The sequence below is a fragment of the Streptomyces sp. NRRL F-5755 genome (genome assembly GCF_001279365.1).
Taxonomy (GTDB): domain Bacteria; phylum Actinomycetota; class Actinomycetes; order Streptomycetales; family Streptomycetaceae; genus Streptomyces; species Streptomyces rimosus.
Map to the genome: position 1 here is coordinate 1 of NZ_LGCW01000028.1, position 18,504 is coordinate 18,504.

The following is an 18,504-nucleotide window of genomic DNA, read 5'->3' on the forward strand; positions in this document are numbered from 1 at the left end:
GGTGGGGGGGGGAGGGGGGGGGGGCGGTTGGCGGCGGGGGTTGGTGTGGTTTCCAGGGGGTTCCCGCCGCCCGGGTGCGGGTATCCCCCCGCCGGGGGAACGATCACGTTCGATTTGCCCTGTAGGGCCGCCGCCTTCCGCCCGCCCGGCCAGGAGCAGCCCGTGATCCCCCGGCCGGACCCGCCCGACCGGCCGGGCGAGACCGGGGCCCGTACGCTCGGTGCATGTCCGAGCTGTACTCGGCCCGGCGTACGCGGGTGCGCGACCGCTGCGTCGCCGCCGGAAGCGCCGCGGCGCTGATCTCGCGTCCCGCCAACATCCGCTACCTCACCGGTTGCGCGCCGCCCGGCGCGGCCCTGCTGCTCGGCCCGGCCGACGACCTGCTGCTGACCGGGGGGCCGCTGAGCGGGGACCCGGCGGAGGGGCGTCCGACGGAGGAACTGCGGGTCTGCGAGCTGCCGACCCCGGACGGCGACCCGGTCGTGGCCGCCGCCGACGAGGCCGCCCGGGCCGGGGCCGGTACGCTCGCCGTCGAGGAGCACCATCTGACCGTCGCCCGGCACCGCGCGCTCGCCCAGGTCGCCCCGCGGCTGCGGCTCGCCGACCTGGCCCGCGCCGTCGAGGCGCAGCGGGTCGTCAAGGACGACGAGGAGATCTCCTGTCTGCGGATCGCCGCCGAGATCACCGACCAGGCGCTCGGCGAGTTGCTGGAGTCGATTCTGGTGGGCCGTACGGAACGGCACCTGGCCCTGGAGCTGGAGCGCCGCCTGGTGGACCACGGCGCGGACGGCCCGGCCTTCCCCACCTCGGTCGGCACCGGCCCGAACGCGGGCCGCCCCGGCCATCCGCCCACCGACCGGCGCGTCGAGGAGGGCGACTTCCTCTCCGTCAACCTGGGTGCGAACTACCGGGGTTACCGCTGCGAGATCGGCCGGACGTTTGTCATCGGCACCACGCCGGCGGACTGGCAGATCGAGCTGTACGACCTCGTTTTCGCAGCCCAGCGGGCCGGGCGGGAGGCGCTGGCGCCCGGCGTGGAGTGCCGTGAGGTGGACCGCGCGGCGCGCCAGGTCCTGGTCGGCGCGGGGCACGGGGAGCGGCTCGGGCCGGGCACTGGACACGGTGTGGGCCTGGAAATCGACGAGGACCCTCGGCTGTCACCTGCGGCCATGGGTAAACTGGACGCTTGCGTGCCGGTCACCGTCGATCCAGGGGTTCACATCCCGGGCCGCGGCGGCGTCCGGATCGACGACACACTCGTCGTCCGCCCCGAGGCGGACGGCGGGCCAGAGCTACTCACGATCACGACCAAGGAGCTGCTCGCCCTCTGAGCCTTGACGGGCTCGGAGCGTGCGTCTTCCGGGTCCCCACCACCTGCAGTCCAGGAGATTCCGCAACCGTGGCATCCACGAACGACCTCAAGAACGGCATGGTGCTCAAGCTCGAAGGCGGCCAGCTCTGGTCCGTCGTCGAGTTCCAGCACGTCAAGCCCGGCAAGGGCCCGGCCTTCGTCCGCACCAAGCTCAAGAACGTGCTGTCCGGCAAGGTGGTGGACAAGACCTTCAACGCCGGTGTGAAGGTCGAGACGGCCAACGTCGACAAGCGCGGCATGCAGTTCTCGTACATGGACGGCGACTACTTCGTCTTCATGGACATGGACACCTACGACCAGCTGCACATCGACCGCAAGACCGTCGGTGACGCCGCCAACTACCTGCTCGAGGGCTTCGAGGCGGTCGTGGCGCAGAACGAGGGCCAGGTGCTCTACGTCGAGCTGCCGGCCGCGGTCGAGCTGACCATCAAGGAGACCGAGCCCGGCGTCCAGGGCGACCGCTCCACCGGCGGCACCAAGCCCGCCACCCTGGAGACCGGCTACCAGATCCAGGTCCCGCTGTTCATCACGACCGGCGAGAAGATCAAGGTCGACACCCGCTCCGGTGAGTACCTCGGCCGGGTGAACAGCTAACCGTGGCCGCCCGCAACAAGGCCCGCAAGCGCGCCTTCCAGATCCTCTTCGAGGCCGATCAGCGCGGAGCCGAGGTGCAGTCCGTGCTGGCGGACTGGATGCGTCACGCCCGGACCGACCCGCGGCAGCCGCCGGTCAACGAGTACACCCTGCAACTGGTCGAGGGGTACGCGGAGCACGTCGAGCGCATCGACGAACTGCTCGCCACCTACTCCGTCGGCTGGACGCTGGACCGGATGCCGACGGTGGACCGCAACGTCCTGCGGCTCGGCGCCTACGAGCTGATCTGGGTGGACGAGACCCCGGACGCCGTGGCCATCGACGAAGCGGTACAGCTGGCCAAGGAATTCTCCACGGACGAGTCGCCGGCCTTCGTCAACGGCCTGCTCGCCCGTCTGAAGGAACTGAAGCCGAGCCTGCGGCGCGAGGCGCGGTAAGGCAGCGGTGGATCGTGAAAGGGCCCGGAGCGGGACGCTCCGGGCCCTTCGCACACCCCCTTCGCCCTGGGGGCGGCGGCACACAGAAAACCGCCGCCCGGAAGCCTCCGGAGCGGCGGTACGTTTCTGCAGGTGACGCCGGTGCGGTCAGATGTCCTCGTGCTGCACCGCGCGGCGCGCGTCGGCGTCCAGCACGCCCCAGCTGATGAGCTGCTCGGTCAGCACGGAGGGCGACTGGTCGTAGATCACCGCGAGGGTGCGCAGGTCGTCCTGGCGGATCGAGAGGACCTTGCCGTTGTAGTCGCCGCGCTGGCTCTGGATCGTGGCGGCGTAGCGCTGCAGCGGGCCGGCCTTCTCGGCGGGGACGTGGGCCAGCCGCTCCAGATCCAGGACCAGCTTCGGCGGCGGCTCGGCGGCGCCGCCCGGGGTCGTGCCCGGCAGCAGTTCCTGCACCGGCACGCCGTAGAAGTCGGCCAGCTCGGCCAGGCGCTGCACGGTCACGGCACGGTCGCCGCGCTCGTACGAGCCCACCACCACGGCCTTCCAGCGGCCCTGGGACTTCTCCTCGACACCGTGGAGAGAGAGGCCCTGCTGGGTGCGGATGGCGCGGAGCTTGGCCCCGAGCTGTTTGGCGTATTCGCTGGACATAAAGCTCCCCGGACGCTGTGTAGGCGTGCGGCGCGGCCGCGCGCTGGTAACTCACTGTGAGGTTACGCAGCGTAATTCGGCATCGTCAAGCCGAATGAGTCACACGGTGGTCCCGAAGGGGTGTTGTCGGACCACGCCGCGGGTCCTGATACCGTGAACAACGTAATTCCGACGTCCTTTAAAGTCCGTCCTGTGAGGCGGAGAAGGAGGTCCGTTCGTCATGGACGCCCCCAGCTCCAACGCTGCGCGTCCGGTCCTCGAAGGCCCGGACATCACGCGCATGCTCACCCGCATCGCCCACGAGATCGTCGAACGCGCCAAGGGCGCCGGCGACGTGGTGCTCCTCGGCATCCCCACCCGCGGCGTCTTCCTCGCCCGCCGGCTGGCCGCCAAGCTCGAAGAGATCACCGGCCGCCCGGTCCCGGTCGGCTCGCTCGACATCACCATGTACCGCGACGACCTGCGCCTGGGCCCGGCCCGCGCGCTCGCCCGCACCGACATCCCCGGTGACGGCATCGAGGGCCGGGTGGTCCTCCTCGTCGACGACGTGCTCTTCTCCGGCCGTACGATCCGTGCCGCCCTCGACGCCCTGAACGACATCGGCCGCCCGCGTGCCGTGCAGCTCGCCGTCCTGGTCGACCGCGGCCACCGCGAGCTGCCGATCCGCGCCGACTACGTGGGCAAGAACCTCCCCACGTCGCTGCGGGAGACGGTCAAGGTCCAGCTCACCGAGGAGGACGGCCGGGACGCCGTGCTGCTCGGCGTGAAGCCGGCCGCCCCGGCCGGCGAGCAGTAGCACACCCCCGTACGGACCCGGTGCCGCCGGGCCCGCACCCCTGCCTGCTCGTCGGACATACCCGTACACCTCCATCAATCACGGAGAAAACCGGATGAAGCGTCATCTCATCTCGGCCGCCGACCTCACCCGCGACGATGCCGTCCTGATCCTCGACACCGCCGAGGAGATGGCCCGGGTGGCGGACCGGCCGATCAAGAAGCTCCCCACGCTGCGCGGACGCACCGTCGTCAACCTCTTCTTCGAGGACTCCACGCGCACCCGCATCTCCTTCGAGGCCGCCGCCAAGCGGCTCTCCGCAGACGTCATCAACTTCTCCGCGAAGGGCTCGTCCGTCTCCAAGGGCGAGTCCCTGAAGGACACCGCCCTGACCCTGGAGGCGATGGGCGCGGACGCCGTCGTCATCCGGCACGGCGACTCCGGCGCCCCGCACCGCCTGGCCACCTCCGGCTGGATCGGCGGCTCGGTCGTCAACGCGGGCGACGGTACGCACGAGCACCCCACCCAGGCCCTCCTGGACGCCTTCACCATGCGCCGCCACCTGACCGACGGCGCCGGCCAGGACCTTTCCGGACGCCACATCACCATCGTCGGCGACATCCTGCACAGCCGGGTGGCCCGCTCCAACGTCCACCTGCTGACCACGCTGGGCGCCGAGGTGACGCTGGTCGCGCCGCCCACCCTGGTGCCGATCGGCGTCGAGCGGTGGCCCTGCGAGGTCAGCTACGACCTCGACGCGGTGCTGACCAAGTCCGACGCGGTCATGATGCTGCGCGTCCAGCGCGAGCGGATGAACGCCGCCTTCTTCCCCACCGAGCGGGAGTACGCCCGGCGCTACGGCCTCGACGGCGACCGGATGGGCCGGATGCCCGACCACGCGATCGTGATGCACCCCGGCCCGATGAACCGCGGCATGGAGATCACCGCCGAGGTCGCCGACTCGCCGCGCTGCACCGCCGTCGAGCAGGTGGCCAACGGTGTCAGCATCCGTATGGCCGTCCTGTACCTGCTGCTGGGCGGCAACGAGCCCGCCGTCACCACTGCCCACCCGTCACCCGCCACCGCCCCGGACGGAGGCGCTGCGCGCCGCCCCGCCACGCGTACTGAGGAGAGCAAGTAATGAGCAAGACCCTGATCCGCGGGGCGAAGGTCCTGGGTGGCGAGGCGCAGGACGTCCTGATCACCGACGGTGTGATCACCGCCGTCGGCAACGAACTGACCGGCACCGAGGGCGCGACGATCGTCGAGGCCGCGGGACAGATCCTGCTGCCCGGCCTGGTCGACCTGCACACCCACCTGCGCGAGCCGGGCCGCGAGGACTCCGAGACGGTCCTGACCGGCACCAGGGCCGCCGCCGTCGGCGGGTTCACCGCCGTACACGCCATGGCCAACACCTTCCCCGTCGCGGACACCGCCGGCGTGGTCGAGCAGGTGTGGCGCCTGGGCAAGGAGTCCGGCTACTGCGACGTGCAGCCGGTCGGCGCCGTGACGGTCGGGCTGGAGGGCAAGAAGCTCGCCGAGCTGGGCGCCATGCACGACTCGGCGGCGGGCGTACGGGTCTTCTCCGACGACGGCAAGTGCGTGGACGACGCGGTGATCATGCGGCGCGCGCTGGAGTACGTGAAGGCTTTCGACGGCGTGATCGCCCAGCATGCCCAGGAGCCGCGGCTGACCGCCGGCGCCCAGATGAACGAGGGCATCGTCTCCGCCGAGCTGGGCCTGGCCGGCTGGCCCGCGGTGGCCGAGGAGTCGATCATCGCGCGGGACGTGCTGCTCGCCGCGCACGTCGGTTCGCGGGTGCACATCTGCCACCTGTCCACCGCGGGGTCCGTCGAGATCGTCCGCTGGGCGAAGTCCAAGGGCTGGAACGTCACCGCCGAGGTCACCCCGCACCACCTGCTGCTGACCGACGAGCTCGTACGGTCCTACAACCCCGTCTACAAGGTGAACCCGCCGCTGCGCACGGAGGCCGACGTGCTCGCGCTGCGCGAGGCGCTGGCCGACGGCACCATCGACTGCGTCGCCACCGACCACGCCCCGCACCCGCACGAGGACAAGGACTGCGAGTGGGGCGCGGCCGCCATGGGCATGGTCGGCCTGGAGACGGCGCTGTCCGTCGTCCAGCACACGATGGTCGACACCGGCCTGCTCGACTGGGCCGGCGTCGCCGACCGGATGTCCTTCCGCCCCGCCGGGATCGGCCGTCTCAAGGGCCACGGCCGCCCCGTCTCGCCTGGCGAGCCCGCCAACCTCACGCTGGTCGATCCGGCATACCGTGGACCCGTGGACCCCGCGGGCTTCGCCTCCCGCAGCCGCAACACGCCCTACGAGGGCCGTGAGCTGCCGGGTCGCGTGACCCACACCTTCCTGCGGGGCCGGGCAACGGTCGTGGACGGGAATCTGGCGTGACATCTTCCATCATCCAACTGGCAGCCGAGCAGAAGTCCGCCGAGGTCACCGACTGGGCGGCCCGGATCGGCTGGGTCGTCGGACTGCTCCTGTTCGTCGCGCTCCTCTACTGGCTGATGCGCGAGGGCTGGAAGTGGCGCGGCACCCTCCAGGGCGACCTGCCCGAGCTGCCCACGGCACCCGGGGACGCCGGTGAGCCGCGGCTGACGATGACCGGCCGCTACCACGGCTCGACGACCGCCGGGCAGTGGCTGGACCGCGTCGTCGCGCGCGGCCTGGGCACCCGCAGCCGTGCCGAGCTGACCCTGACCGACGCCGGCGTGCACGTCGTACGGCCTGGCGCGCAGGACTTCTTCGTCCCGGCCGCGGCGCTGCGCGGCGCCCGCCTGGACAAGGGCATCGCCGGCAAGGTCCTGCCCGAGGGCGGCCTGCTGGTGATCACCTGGGCGCACGGCGACCGGGAGCTGGACTCCGGCTTCCGGTCCGACCAGGCCGCCGAGCACACCGCCTGGGTCACCGCCCTGACCGACCTGACCAGCAAGAACAGCAAGACCACCGAAACGGAAGGCGCACGATGACGACCTCCATCCAGGGGAACGCCTCGAAGAGGAGGGCGGCGTCTCCCGCCATACTCGTCCTGGAGGACGGCCGCTCCTTCCGCGGCCGTGCTTACGGGGCCGTGGGGGAGACCTTCGGCGAAGCGGTGTTCTCCACCGGCATGACCGGCTACCAGGAAACCCTGACCGACCCCTCGTACCACCGCCAGGTGGTCGTCATGACCGCCCCGCACATCGGCAACACGGGCGTCAACGACGAGGACCCGGAGTCCGCCCGCATCTGGGTCTCCGGCTTCGTCGTACGCGACCCCGCCCGCACCCCGTCCAACTGGCGCTCGGCCCGCACCCTCGACGACGAACTGGCCGCCCAGGGCGTCGTCGGCATCAGCGGCATCGACACCCGCGCGCTCACCCGCCACCTGCGCGAGCGCGGCGCGATGCGGGTCGGCATCTTCTCCGGCCCGGCGCTGGACGGCCCGGCCGGCTCCGGCCTCGCCGACGAGGCGGCGCTGCTGGCCAAGGTGCAGTCGGCCCCGCAGATGAAGGGCGCCGACCTGTCCGCCGAGGTCGCGACCAAGGAGGCGTACGTGGTCCCCGCGCAGGGCACGAAGCGCTTCACGGTCGCCGCCGTCGACCTGGGCATCAAGGGCATGACCCCGTACCGCATGGCCGAGCGCGGCATCGAGGTGCACGTGCTGCCCGCCACCGCCACCGCCGAGGACGTCTACGCCGTCAACCCGGACGGTGTGTTCTTCTCCAACGGCCCGGGCGACCCGGCCACCGCCGACCACCCGGTCTCCGTCATGCGGGCGGTGCTGGAGCGCGGCACGCCGCTGTTCGGCATCTGCTTCGGCAACCAGATCCTCGGCCGCGCGCTGGGCTTCGGCACGTACAAGCTCAAGTACGGGCACCGCGGCATCAACCAGCCGGTGCAGGACCGTACGACCGGCAAGGTCGAGGTCACCGCGCACAACCACGGCTTCGCCGTGGACGCCCCGCTCGACAAGATCTCCGAGACCCCCTACGGGCGCGCCGAGGTCTCCCACGTCTGCCTGAACGACGACGTGGTGGAGGGGCTCCAGCTCCTCGACCGGCCGGCCTTCAGCGTCCAGTACCACCCCGAGGCCGCCGCGGGCCCGCACGACGCGGCCTACCTGTTCGACCGCTTCGTCCAGCTCATGGAGGGCCAGCGTGCCTAAGCGCACCGATATCCAGTCCGTCCTGGTCATCGGCTCCGGCCCGATCGTCATCGGCCAGGCAGCCGAGTTCGACTACTCCGGCACCCAGGCGTGCCGGGTCCTGAAGGCCGAGGGCCTGCGGGTCATCCTGGTCAACTCCAACCCGGCCACGATCATGACCGACCCGGAGATCGCCGACGCCACCTACGTCGAGCCGATCACCCCGGAATTCGTCGAGAAGATCATCGCCAAGGAGCGCCCGGACGCCCTGCTGCCCACCCTGGGCGGCCAGACCGCGCTGAACACCGCGATCTCGCTGCACGAGTCCGGGACCCTTGAGCAGTACGGCGTCGAGCTGATCGGCGCCAACGTCGAGGCGATCAACAAGGGCGAGGACCGCGACCTGTTCAAGGAGGTCGTCGAGGCGGTCCGCCGCAAGATCGGCCACGGCGAGTCCGCGCGCTCCTACATCTGCCACTCCATGGACGATGTCATGAAGGGCGTCGAGGAGCTGGGCGGCTACCCGGTCGTCGTGCGCCCGTCCTTCACCATGGGCGGTGCCGGCTCCGGCTTCGCCCACGACGAGGACGAGCTGCGCCGCATCGCCGGCCAGGGCCTGGCCCTGTCGCCGACCACCGAGGTGCTCCTGGAGGAGTCCATCCTGGGCTGGAAGGAGTACGAGCTGGAGCTGATGCGCGACAAGAACGACAACGTCGTGGTCGTCTGCTCCATCGAGAACTTCGACCCGATGGGCGTGCACACCGGTGACTCCATCACCGTCGCCCCGGCGATGACGCTCACCGACCGCGAGTACCAGACCCTGCGCGACATCGGCATCGCCGTGATCCGCGAGGTCGGCGTGGACACCGGCGGCTGCAACATCCAGTTCGCGGTCAACCCCGTCGACGGCCGGGTCATCGTCATCGAGATGAACCCGCGCGTCTCGCGCTCCTCGGCGCTCGCCTCCAAGGCCACCGGCTTCCCGATCGCGAAGATCGCCGCCCGGCTGGCCGTCGGCTACACGCTCGACGAGATCCCCAACGACATCACCGAGCAGACCCCGGCGTCCTTCGAGCCGACCCTCGACTACGTCGTGGTCAAGGTCCCGCGCTTCGCCTTCGAGAAATTCCCGGCGGCGGACGCCCGGCTGACCACCACCATGAAGTCGGTCGGCGAGGCGATGGCCATCGGCCGCAACTTCACCGAGGCGCTCAACAAGGCGCTGCGCTCGCTGGAGAAGAAGGGCAGCCAGTTCGACTTCACCGGCGACCCGGGCGACAAGGCGGCGCTGCTGGAGAAGGCCGGGATCCCCACGGACGGCCGGATCAACACCGTCATGCAGGCCATCCGGGCCGGCGCCACCCCTCAGGAGGTCTTCGACGCCACGAAGATCGACCCGTGGTTCGTCGACCAGCTCTTCCTGGTCAAGGAGATCGCCGACGAGATCGCGGCCGCCGACCAGCTCGGCCCCGAGGTGCTGGCGTACGCCAAGCGGCACGGCTTCTCGGACTTCCAGATCGCCGCGATCCGCGGTCTGACGGAGGAGGTCGTGCGCGAGGTCCGGCACGCCCTCGGCGTCCGCCCGGTCTACAAGACGGTCGACACCTGCGCCGCCGAGTTCGCCGCGAAGACCCCGTACTTCTACTCGTCCTACGACGAGGAGAGCGAGGTCGCGCCCCGCGAGAAGCCCGCGGTGATCATCCTGGGCTCCGGCCCGAACCGCATCGGCCAGGGCATCGAGTTCGACTACTCCTGCGTCCACGCCTCCTTCGCGCTCTCCGACGCGGGCTACGAGACCGTCATGGTCAACTGCAACCCGGAGACCGTCTCCACCGACTACGACACCTCCGACCGCCTGTACTTCGAGCCGCTGACGCTCGAAGACGTGCTGGAGATCGTGCACGCCGAGCAGGCCGCGGGCCCGGTCGCGGGCGTCGTCGTCCAGCTCGGCGGCCAGACCCCGCTGGGCCTGGCGCAGGCGCTGAAGGACAACGGCGTACCGATCGTCGGCACCTCCCCGGAGGCCATCGACCTCGCCGAGGAGCGCGGCGCCTTCGGCCAGGTGCTGACCGAGGCGGGCCTGCCCGCCCCCAAGTACGGCACCGCCTACTCCTTCGACGAGGCCAAGGGCATCGCCGCCGAGATCGGCTACCCGGTCATGGTCCGGCCGTCCTACGTCCTCGGCGGCCGCGGCATGGAGATCGTCTACGACGAGCCCTCGCTCGCCGCCTACCTGGAGCGGCACGCCGGCCTGATCGACCAGCACCCGGTCCTCATCGACCGCTTCCTGGACGACGCCATCGAGATCGACGTGGACGCCCTCTACGACGGCCACGAGCTCTACCTCGGCGGCGTCATGGAGCACATCGAGGAAGCCGGCATCCACTCCGGCGACTCCGCCTGCGCGCTGCCGCCCATCACCCTCGGCGGCTACGACATCAAGCGCCTGCGGGCCTCCACCGAGGCCATCGCCAAGGGCGTCGGCGTGCGCGGCCTGATCAACATCCAGTTTGCGATGGCGGGCGACATCCTGTACGTCCTGGAGGCCAACCCGCGCGCCTCCCGTACGGTCCCCTTCACCTCGAAGGCGACCGCGGTACCGCTGGCCAAGGCCGCCGCCCGTATCTCGCTGGGCGCCACCATCGCCGAGCTGCGCGCCGAGGGCATGCTGCCGAAGAGCGGCGACGGCGGCACCCTGCCGCTGGACTCGCCGATCTCCGTCAAGGAGGCCGTGATGCCCTGGTCGCGGTTCCGCGACGTCACCGGGCAGGGCGTGGACACCGTGCTGGGCCCGGAGATGCGCTCCACCGGCGAGGTCATGGGCATCGACTCGGTCTTCGGCACGGCGTACGCCAAGTCGCAGTCCGGCGCGTACGGCGCGCTGCCCACCAAGGGCCGGGCGTTCGTGTCCGTCGCCAACCGCGACAAGCGCGCGATGATCTTCCCGGCGCGCGAGCTGGTCGCCCATGGCTTCGAGCTGCTGGCCACCTCCGGCACCGCCGAGGTGCTGCGCCGCAACGGCATCAACGCCACCGTCGTCCGCAAGAAGAGCGAGGGTGAGGGGCCCAACGGCGAGAAGACCATCGTCCAGCTCATCCACGACGGCGAGGTCGACCTGATCGTCAACACGCCGTACGGCACCGGCGGCCGCCTGGACGGCTACGACATCCGCACCGCCGCCGTCGCCCGCGCCGTCCCGTGCCTGACCACGGTCCAGGCGCTGGCCGCCGCGGTCCAGGGCATCGAGGCGATGTCCCGCGGTGACGTGGGCGTGCGCTCCCTCCAGGAACACGCGCGGCAGCTGACCGCGGCCCGCGAGGAGTAAGGGCCCCGAGGGGGACACCGGCCGCGGTGTCCCCCTCTTCATGAGCCCCGTCTCCCCGACCTCTCGACCCGCGGAAGGCCCCGCCCGCTCGTGTACCCCCTCTTCTTCAAACTGATCTTCCAGCGCATGGACCCCGAGAAGGCCCACCACTTGGCCTTCCGCTGGATCCGGCTGGCCGCGCGCATCCCCGTGCTGCGCACCTTCGCCGCGGCCGTCCTGGCCCCCCGCTACAAGGAGCTGCGCGTCGAGGCCCTGGGCCGCCGCATGCACGGCCCCTTCGGGCTGGCCGCCGGCTTCGACAAGAACGCCGTCGCCGTCGACGGCATGGCCATGCTCGGCTTCGACCACGTCGAGATCGGCACGGTCACCGCCGAGCCGCAGCCCGGCAACCCCAAGAAGCGCCTGTTCCGCCTCGTGCCGGACCGCGCGCTCATCAACCGCATGGGCTTCAACAACGACGGTTCGGCGGCCGTGGCGGCCCGCCTGGCCGCCCGCAACCCGGTCTTCCGTACGACGCTGGGCGTCAACATCGGCAAGACCAAGGTCGTCCCCGAGGAGGAGGCGATCGCCGACTACGTGACCTCCACGGAGCGGCTCGCCGGACACGCCGACTACCTGGTCGTCAACGTCTCCTCGCCGAACACCCCCGGCCTGCGCAACCTCCAGGCCGTCGACCACCTGCGCCCGCTGCTCACCGCGGTCCGCGAGGCGGCCGACCGCACCGTCACCGGGCGGCGCGTCCCGCTGCTGGTCAAGATCGCGCCGGACCTCGCCGACGAGGACGTGGACGCGGTCGCCGACCTCGCCGTGGAACTGGGCCTGGACGGCATCATCGCCACCAACACCACCATCGCCCGCGACAGCCTCGGCCTGGTCTCCGACCCGGCCCTGGTCCGGGAGACCGGCGGCCTGTCCGGCGCGCCGGTCAAGGAACGCTCCCTGGAGGTGCTGCGGCGCCTGTACGCCCGCGTCGGCGACCGGGTCACCCTGATCGGCGTCGGCGGCATCGCGACCGCCGAGGACGCCTGGCAGCGCATCCTCGCCGGCGCCACCCTGGTGCAGGGCTACAGCGCCTTCATCTACGAGGGCCCGTTCTACGCCCGCGCCCTCCACAAGGGCCTCGCCGCGCGCCTGCGCAACAGCCCGTACGCCACCCTCGCCGACGCGGTCGGCGCCGAGCACAAGAAGGTGACCTCCTCGTGAGCCCCGTACCTTTCGGCGCCCGTCTGCGGGCCGCCATGGACGCCCGCGGCCCGCTCTGCGTCGGCATCGACCCGCACGCCTCGCTGCTGGCCGACTGGGGCCTGAGCGACGACGTGGCGGGCCTGGCGGCCTTCTCCCGGACCGTCGTCGAGGCGCTGGCCGACCGCGTCGCCGTCCTCAAGCCGCAGTCCGCCTTCTTCGAGCGCTTCGGCTCGCGCGGCATCGCCGTCCTGGAGGAGACCGTCGCGGCGGCCCGGGAGGCCGGTGCCCTGGTCCTGATGGACGCCAAGCGCGGCGACATCGGCTCCACCATGGCCGCGTATGCCGCCACCTACCTCGACCCGGCCTCGCCGCTGTTCTCGGACGCGGTCACCGTCAGCCCGTACCTGGGCTTCGGGTCGCTCGCCCCGGCCGTCGACCTGGCCAGGGAGAGCGGCTGCGGCCTGTTCGCCCTCGCGCTGACCTCGAACCCCGAGGGGCAGGAGGTCCAGCACGCGGTACGGGCCGACGGCCGCACCGTCGCCGCGACCGTACTGGGCCACCTGAAGGAGGCCAACGCCGACGCCGCCGCCCGCGGTGAGCTGGGCTCGTACGGGGCCGTCGTCGGCGCCACGCTCGGCGACCTGTCCGCGTACGACCTGGCGACCGGCGGGCCGCTGCTCGCACCCGGCATCGGGGCCCAGGGCGCGACCCCCGCGGACCTCCCGCGGGTCTTCGGGGACGCCGTCCGCAACGTCGTGCCGAGCGTCAGCCGGGGGGTGCTGCGACACGGTCCGGACGTCGCCGCACTTCGCGAGGCCGCCCTCCGATGTGCCGACGAGGTGCGGGCAGCGGTCGAACGGCGGGGACTTTAGTCCCGAAATGTCCTGGTCAGCTGAGTCTGACCAGGACTTTTCGTCTGTTCTCGCTGACTCCGAGCGCCTTGGCCGCTAGTCTCCGACGAGAGCAGTGCACGTAAGCGCGTTGCTCGTTGCTCCGCAGGTGCGGGGCGACTAGGTTCCACACCGGTCCGTATCCGACAGTTCGACATCCGAGGTGACGTAGGCGTGGCTCTTCCGCCCCTTACCCCTGAACAGCGCGCAGCCGCGCTCGAGAAGGCCGCCGCGGCTCGCCGGGAGCGCGCCGAGGTCAAAAATCGGCTCAAAAATTCCGGCGCCTCCCTTCATGACGTCATCAAGCAGGGCCAGGAGAACGACGTCATCGGCAAGATGAAGGTCTCCGCCCTCCTTGAGTCCCTGCCCGGCGTCGGCAAGGTCCGCGCCAAGCAGCTCATGGAGAGGCTGGGCATCTCCGAGAGCCGCCGGGTCCGCGGTCTGGGCACGAACCAGATCGCCGCCCTGGAGCGCGAGTTCGGCGAGACAGCCGGCTGAGTTTCCTGGCAGCGCCGGGGAACTGGAATAATCGCCGCATGGCTGCAACACCCCGGGGGACGTCCCCCGTATCCCCGGACGCCCGTCCGCGGCTGACCGTGCTCTCCGGCCCCTCCGGGGTCGGCAAGAGCACGGTCGTCGCCCATATGCGCAAGGTCCACCCCGAGGTCTGGCTCTCGGTGTCGGCCACCACGCGCAAGCCGCGCCCCGGGGAGCGGCACGGCGTCCAGTACTTCTTCGTGGACGACGAGGAATTCGACAAGCTCGTCGCCAACGGTGAACTGCTGGAATGGGCCGAATTCGCGGGCAACCGCTACGGCACCCCCCGCAAGGCCGTCCAGGACCGTCTGGAGGCCGGGGAGCCGGTCCTGCTGGAGATCGACCTCCAGGGGGCCCGGCAGGTCCGTGAGTCCATGAAGGAGGCCCAGCTGGTCTTCCTGGCCCCGCCGAGCTGGGACGAGCTGGTCCGCCGGCTCACCGGCCGCGGCACCGAGGCGCCCGAGGTCATCGAGCGCCGCCTGGCGGCCGCCAAGGTCGAGCTGGCCGCCGAGCCCGAGTTCGACGAGACCCTGGTCAACACCTCCGTCGAGGACGTCAGCCGTGAGCTGCTAGCCTTGATGAAGGTTCTTTGATCTTTACACCTGTTTACACCCCCTTCGGAAGGCAGAGAGTGTCCTCTTCCATCACCGCGCCCGAGGGCATCATCAACCCGCCGATTGATGAGCTTCTCGAGGCCACCGACTCGAAGTACAGCCTCGTGATCTACGCCGCCAAGCGCGCCCGTCAGATCAACGCGTACTACTCGCAGCTCGGTGAGGGCCTGCTGGAGTACGTCGGCCCGCTGGTCGACACCCACGTCCACGAGAAGCCCCTGTCGATCGCGCTCCGCGAGATCAACGCGGGTCTGCTGACCTCCGAGGCCGTCGAGGGCCCGGCTCAGTGAGCATCCGGGCGCCCCGGCGTCCCGAGGACCCCGGCACGGCGCCTTGACCAAGGGCCCGGCAGCGCCGCTGCCGGGCCCTTGGTGTGTCATGGGGGAGTAACGACCGGGCCGATCTGGCCGACCGGGGTCCGCACCCCGCCAGGGGCGGAACCCACGGAGTGGGGAGAGAACGCGATGGGCAAGCCGACAGAGGCGCAGCGGGCCGCCGGGCAGGCGGATGGAGCCGAGGCGGGGGGCGGAGCTTCAGCCGGGATGGCGGGGGGCGGGAGCGGGCCGGCGCGCCGTCCCCGCGTCGTCCTCGGGGTCAGCGGCGGCATCGCCGCGTACAAGGCGTGCGAGCTGCTGCGCCGGCTCACCGAGTCCGGGCACGACGTCCGGGTTGTGCCGACCGCGGCATCCCTGCACTTCGTCGGCGAGGCCACCTGGGCCGCACTGTCCGGCAACCCGGCCTCCACCGAGGTGTGGGAGTCGGTCCACGAGGTCCCGCACGTCCGCATCGGCCAGTCCGCCGACCTGGTCGTGGTGGCCCCCTGTACGGCCGACATGCTCGCCAAGGCCGCCCACGGCCTGGCCGACGACCTGCTGACCAACACCCTCCTCACCGCGCGCTGCCCGGTGGTCTTCGCCCCGGCGATGCACACCGAGATGTGGGAGCACCCGGCCACCCAGGAGAACGTCGCCACGCTGCGCCGCCGCGGCGCCCTCGTCATCGAGCCCGCCGTCGGGCGGCTGACCGGCGTGGACACCGGCAAGGGCCGCTTCCCCGACCCCGCCGAGATCTTCGAGACCTGCCGCCGCGTCCTGGCCCGCGGCCCGCTCGGCCTGACACAGGACCTCGTGGGCCGGCACGTCGTCATCAGCGCCGGCGGCACCCGCGAGCCCCTGGACCCGGTCCGCTACCTGGGCAACCGTTCCTCCGGCAAACAGGGGTACGCGCTGGCCCGCACCGCCGTGGCCCGCGGCGCCCGCGTCACGCTCGTCGCCGGCAACAGCGAGCTGCCCGATCCGGCCGGGGTGGACGTGGTGCACATCGGTACGGCCGTCCAACTGCGCGAGGCCGTGCTGAAGGCGGCGGCGGACGCCGACGCGGTGGTCATGGCGGCCGCCGTGGCCGATTTCCGGCCCGCCGCGTACGCCACCGGAAAGATCAAGAAGAAGGACGGCCAGGAGCCCGAGCCGGTGGCCCTCGTCCGCAATCCGGACATCCTCGCCGAGATCTCCGCGGACCGTCCCCGCCCCGGCCAGGTGATCGTCGGCTTCGCCGCCGAGACCGACGACGTCCTTGCCAACGGACGCTCGAAACTCACTCGAAAGGGTTGTGATCTGCTGGTCGTCAACGAGGTCGGCGACCACAAGGCGTTCGGCTCGGCGGAGAACGAGGCGGTGATCCTGGCCGCCGACGGCGCCGAGACGCCCGTACCGTACGGACCGAAGGAGGCCCTAGCCGACACGGTCTGGGACCTCGTGACCCCCTGCCTGACCGCCCCGCAGCCCTCTTCCACCCCTCCAACCTCATGATCGGAACCCGCCGTCCCGATCTCCGCCGGAACGAGATCTTCCTCTCCCCGGCGCGGTGTCCCAGGTCACGGCGGGTCCATAAATCGAGACTGCGTGCCCGAACGCCTCTCATGACCGATAAACTGGCCGCGGATCGTGCCGAGCGCAGCTCTCGGCCCTTCCGCCAATGATCAGCCAGCAGCCGCTGCAACCCCAGGGAGCGATGTGTCCCGCCGCCTGTTCACCTCGGAGTCCGTGACCGAGGGTCACCCCGACAAGATCGCTGACCAGATCAGCGACACCATCCTCGACGCCCTCCTGAAGGAGGACCCGGCCTCCCGGGTCGCCGTCGAGACGTTGATCACCACCGGCCTGGTCCACGTGGCCGGCGAGGTGACGACGAAGGCGTACGCCGACATCCCCAACCTCGTACGCAACAAGATCCTCGAGATCGGCTACGACTCGTCGAAGAAGGGCTTCGACGGCGCCTCCTGCGGCGTCTCGGTCTCCATCGGCGCGCAGTCCCCGGACATCGCCCAGGGCGTCGACACCGCTTACGAGAAGCGCGTCGAGGGCGATGAGGATGAGCTGGACAAGCAGGGCGCGGGCGACCAGGGCCTGATGTTCGGCTACGCCTGCGACGAGACCCCGGAGCTGATGCCGCTCCCGATCCACCTCGCGCACCGCCTGTCCCGGCGCCTGTCCGAGGTCCGCAAGAACGGCACCATCCCCTACCTGCGCCCCGACGGCAAGACCCAGGTCACCATCGAGTACGACGGCCACAAGGCCGTCCGCCTCGACACCGTCGTGGTCTCCTCGCAGCACGCCTCGGACATCGACCTCGACTCCCTCCTCGCCCCGGACATCCGCGAGTTCGTCGTCGAGCACGTCCTCAACCAGCTCGTCGAGGACGGCATCAAGCTGGACACCGACGGCTACCGCCTGCTGGTCAACCCCACCGGCCGCTTCGAGATCGGCGGCCCGATGGGCGACGCCGGCCTGACCGGCCGCAAGATCATCATCGACACCTACGGCGGCATGTCCCGCCACGGCGGCGGCGCCTTCTCCGGCAAGGACCCGTCCAAGGTCGACCGTTCCGCCGCCTACGCCATGCGCTGGGTCGCCAAGAACGTCGTAGCGGCCGGGCTGGCCGCCCGCTGCGAGGTCCAGGTCGCCTACGCCATCGGCAAGGCCGAGCCGGTCGGCCTGTTCGTCGAAACCTTCGGCACCGCCACGGTCGACGTCGACAAGATCGAAACCGCCATCGCCGACGTCTTCGACCTCCGCCCGGCCGCCATCATCCGCGACCTCGACCTCCTCCGCCCCATCTACTCCCAGACCGCCGCCTACGGCCACTTCGGCCGCGAGCTGGAGGACTTCACCTGGGAGCGGACGGATCGGGTTGAGGCGTTGAAGAAGGCTGCGGGGTTGTAAGGGTTCGCCCGCGTTGTGAGGCTCCGGCCCTGGCCCGCTTTGGCGGGGCGGGGCCGGAGGTCTTCCAGGAGGAGCGGAGCTGCGCTTGTCCGTGATCGGCCCGGACGGGGAGCGGAGGCCGGTACGAGTCCGGCGGGCTCCTGCCGGGTTCGTGTCGTCAACGTAGCGAGTTCCCCAGCAGAATGCCGCCCGTGGTGAGGAACAAGAACACGCCGACCCAGATCATCGCGCGGCGTATGCACCGGTACTTCACGGTGACCAGCACGGACAGTACTGCGAATTGATGCACGTCCCGCTCTTCGGCGTTCGTTTGCTGCACCCTGGTTTTCAGCTGCCGCACAGATATCCCGGAAGCCACGTCACCGAAGTAGTGGGTACGGTCCCGGCGGCCGATTCCTGTGCGCGGAACGATGGCGAGCCCCAGTAGCAGGAACGACGGTGCGACGGCCGCGCAGCCGGCCCAGAAGAGCGATTGGGCGCTTGCCGCGTAGGCCAGTGGCCTCACGCCACCTGCGCCGACGGCGCCGACCAGTGCGGTCAGAGCCATACCCAGGACGGTCAGAACGACGTTGGCCTTGTGGTCCGCCTTCAGCATTTCCTCGCGTGTTTCGGACAGCAATATGCGGGCGAGACGTGCGCCGCTTTCCGTCCCTTCATCTCCGCCAGATCCCACCACACCAGTTCCCTTCCTGTGAACGCGCAGTCGGCAGGAGTGCCGAGCACGATGTAGGGGTTGGATGT

General features: G+C 70.8%; 18 protein-coding genes. 16 read left to right on the forward strand and 2 right to left on the reverse strand.

Going from position 1 to position 18,504, the window contains the following annotated elements; all coding sequences use genetic code 11:
* Positions 1-224 precede the first annotated feature (224 nt).
* From ADK86_RS05390 to nusB, 3 genes are all read left to right on the forward strand, one after another.
* Complete coding sequence (locus tag ADK86_RS05390; RefSeq protein WP_053695547.1) at positions 225-1,331, forward strand: aminopeptidase P family protein; 1,107 nt, start codon at positions 225-227, stop codon at positions 1,329-1,331.
* Between the two features lie 68 nt (positions 1,332-1,399).
* The gene (efp, locus tag ADK86_RS05395; protein ID WP_053695548.1) at positions 1,400-1,966 is read left to right on the forward strand and encodes an elongation factor P; all 567 of its coding nucleotides are present in this window, start codon (positions 1,400-1,402) and stop codon (positions 1,964-1,966) included.
* Positions 1,967-1,968: 2 nt separating this feature from the next.
* A complete protein-coding gene (gene nusB, locus ADK86_RS05400) occupies positions 1,969-2,403 on the forward strand; it encodes a transcription antitermination factor NusB (RefSeq protein ID WP_030590658.1) in 435 nt (144 codons plus the stop codon).
* 147 nt (positions 2,404-2,550) lie between these two features.
* Here nusB and bldD read toward each other — a convergent pair whose 3' ends face one another.
* On the reverse strand, positions 2,551-3,051 hold the full coding sequence (gene bldD / locus ADK86_RS05405; RefSeq protein WP_003982726.1) for a transcriptional regulator BldD: 501 nt from the start codon (positions 3,049-3,051) through the stop codon (positions 2,551-2,553).
* A 220-nt stretch (positions 3,052-3,271) separates the two neighbouring features.
* On the opposite strand from bldD, the gene pyrR reads away from it, so the two are divergent.
* The 13 genes from pyrR (at position 3,272) to metK (ending at position 17,763) form a co-directional block, all read left to right on the forward strand.
* Positions 3,272-3,847, forward strand: a complete 576-nt coding sequence (pyrR, locus tag ADK86_RS05410; RefSeq protein ID WP_053695549.1) for a bifunctional pyr operon transcriptional regulator/uracil phosphoribosyltransferase PyrR — start codon at positions 3,272-3,274, stop codon at positions 3,845-3,847.
* 94 nt (positions 3,848-3,941) lie between these two features.
* Positions 3,942-4,967: an aspartate carbamoyltransferase catalytic subunit gene (locus ADK86_RS05415; protein WP_053695550.1), complete on the forward strand. Its 1,026-nt coding sequence runs from the start codon at positions 3,942-3,944 to the stop codon at positions 4,965-4,967.
* Positions 4,967-6,256, forward strand: a complete 1,290-nt coding sequence (locus ADK86_RS05420) for a dihydroorotase (RefSeq protein ID WP_053695551.1) — start codon at positions 4,967-4,969, stop codon at positions 6,254-6,256. Before ADK86_RS05415 ends, ADK86_RS05420 begins: the two co-directional genes overlap by 1 nt.
* On the forward strand, positions 6,253-6,834 hold the full coding sequence (locus ADK86_RS05425) for a hypothetical protein (protein WP_053695552.1): 582 nt from the start codon (positions 6,253-6,255) through the stop codon (positions 6,832-6,834). Before ADK86_RS05420 ends, ADK86_RS05425 begins: the two co-directional genes overlap by 4 nt.
* Positions 6,831-8,012: a glutamine-hydrolyzing carbamoyl-phosphate synthase small subunit gene (gene carA / locus ADK86_RS05430; RefSeq protein ID WP_053695553.1), complete on the forward strand. Its 1,182-nt coding sequence runs from the start codon at positions 6,831-6,833 to the stop codon at positions 8,010-8,012. The genes ADK86_RS05425 and carA overlap by 4 nt, the downstream gene beginning before the upstream one ends.
* Entirely contained in the window at positions 8,005-11,316 is a 3,312-nt protein-coding gene (gene carB / locus ADK86_RS05435; RefSeq protein WP_053695554.1) for a carbamoyl-phosphate synthase large subunit, read from the forward strand. The genes carA and carB overlap by 8 nt, the downstream gene beginning before the upstream one ends.
* A gap of 90 nt (positions 11,317-11,406) precedes the next feature.
* On the forward strand, positions 11,407-12,519 hold the full coding sequence (locus ADK86_RS05440; protein WP_053695555.1) for a quinone-dependent dihydroorotate dehydrogenase: 1,113 nt from the start codon (positions 11,407-11,409) through the stop codon (positions 12,517-12,519).
* A complete protein-coding gene (pyrF, locus tag ADK86_RS05445; protein ID WP_078951840.1) occupies positions 12,516-13,373 on the forward strand; it encodes an orotidine-5'-phosphate decarboxylase in 858 nt (285 codons plus the stop codon). The genes ADK86_RS05440 and pyrF overlap by 4 nt, the downstream gene beginning before the upstream one ends.
* Positions 13,374-13,565: 192 nt before the next feature.
* Positions 13,566-13,889: an integration host factor gene (locus tag ADK86_RS05450; RefSeq protein WP_053695556.1), complete on the forward strand. Its 324-nt coding sequence runs from the start codon at positions 13,566-13,568 to the stop codon at positions 13,887-13,889.
* 38 nt (positions 13,890-13,927) lie between these two features.
* Positions 13,928-14,521, forward strand: a complete 594-nt coding sequence (gmk, locus tag ADK86_RS05455) for a guanylate kinase (protein ID WP_043978020.1) — start codon at positions 13,928-13,930, stop codon at positions 14,519-14,521.
* A gap of 38 nt (positions 14,522-14,559) precedes the next feature.
* Positions 14,560-14,832 (forward strand): DNA-directed RNA polymerase subunit omega, encoded by a 273-nt coding sequence (rpoZ, locus tag ADK86_RS05460; protein ID WP_003982715.1) that lies wholly within the window; start codon positions 14,560-14,562, stop codon positions 14,830-14,832.
* 252 nt (positions 14,833-15,084) lie between these two features.
* Positions 15,085-16,350 carry a bifunctional phosphopantothenoylcysteine decarboxylase/phosphopantothenate--cysteine ligase CoaBC gene (gene coaBC / locus ADK86_RS05465; RefSeq protein ID WP_053695557.1) on the forward strand — a complete coding sequence of 422 codons (1,266 nt, stop codon included), beginning with the start codon at positions 15,085-15,087 and terminating at the stop codon, positions 16,348-16,350.
* A 204-nt stretch (positions 16,351-16,554) separates the two neighbouring features.
* Positions 16,555-17,763: a methionine adenosyltransferase gene (metK, locus tag ADK86_RS05470; RefSeq protein WP_053695558.1), complete on the forward strand. Its 1,209-nt coding sequence runs from the start codon at positions 16,555-16,557 to the stop codon at positions 17,761-17,763.
* A gap of 157 nt (positions 17,764-17,920) precedes the next feature.
* On the opposite strand, the gene ADK86_RS05475 is transcribed toward metK, so the two are convergent.
* Positions 17,921-18,439 carry a Pycsar system effector family protein gene (locus ADK86_RS05475; RefSeq protein ID WP_053695559.1) on the reverse strand — a complete coding sequence of 173 codons (519 nt, stop codon included), beginning with the start codon at positions 18,437-18,439 and terminating at the stop codon, positions 17,921-17,923.
* Positions 18,440-18,504: the final 65 nt, after the last annotated feature.

Coding starts and splice junctions, on each gene's coding strand:
- coaBC (WP_053695557.1), top strand. CDS start 15,085: ATGGCGGGGGGCGGGAGCGGGCCGGCGCGCCGTCCCCGCGTCGTCCTC.
- ADK86_RS05420 (WP_053695551.1), top strand. CDS start 4,967: ATGAGCAAGACCCTGATCCGCGGGGCGAAGGTCCTGGGTGGCGAGGCG.
- ADK86_RS05390 (WP_053695547.1), top strand. CDS start 225: ATGTCCGAGCTGTACTCGGCCCGGCGTACGCGGGTGCGCGACCGCTGC.
- carA (WP_053695553.1), top strand. CDS start 6,831: ATGACGACCTCCATCCAGGGGAACGCCTCGAAGAGGAGGGCGGCGTCT.
- pyrR (WP_053695549.1), top strand. CDS start 3,272: ATGGACGCCCCCAGCTCCAACGCTGCGCGTCCGGTCCTCGAAGGCCCG.
- gmk (WP_043978020.1), top strand. CDS start 13,928: ATGGCTGCAACACCCCGGGGGACGTCCCCCGTATCCCCGGACGCCCGT.
- bldD (WP_003982726.1), bottom strand. CDS start 3,051: ATGTCCAGCGAATACGCCAAACAGCTCGGGGCCAAGCTCCGCGCCATC.
- ADK86_RS05415 (WP_053695550.1), top strand. CDS start 3,942: ATGAAGCGTCATCTCATCTCGGCCGCCGACCTCACCCGCGACGATGCC.